The following is a 254-nucleotide window of genomic DNA, read 5'->3' as shown; positions in this document are numbered from 1 at the left end:
CTACATCTCCACAGCTCTGATTGCCTTATGCCTTCTGGCCTATGACTGGAGGCTGGCCATTGCCTGCCTGTGGGGCGTCCCGGTAGCCTTTTGCCTCCTATTCGGCAGTCGCAAAATCGCGGCCCGGGCGTCCGAAAAGACAAAGAAGGCTGCGGTCCGTGTATCTGACGGAATCCAAGAAGCATTGGAAAATGTCCGCGAGATTCGTGCTACCAATCAGGAGGAACGGTATCTTAAAAGCTTAAACCGCAAGA

General features: G+C 53.9%; 1 pseudogene. It reads left to right on the top strand.

Going from position 1 to position 254, the window contains the following annotated elements:
• A pseudogene (locus tag HJY11_RS13650) lies at positions 1 to 254 on the top strand (ABC transporter ATP-binding protein); the annotation flags it as partial.

The sequence above is a fragment of the Bittarella massiliensis (ex Durand et al. 2017) genome (genome assembly GCF_017566145.1).
Lineage (GTDB): Bacteria > Bacillota > Clostridia > Oscillospirales > Ruminococcaceae > Bittarella > Bittarella massiliensis_A.
This window is presented reverse-complemented; position numbering and strand designations above follow the sequence as displayed.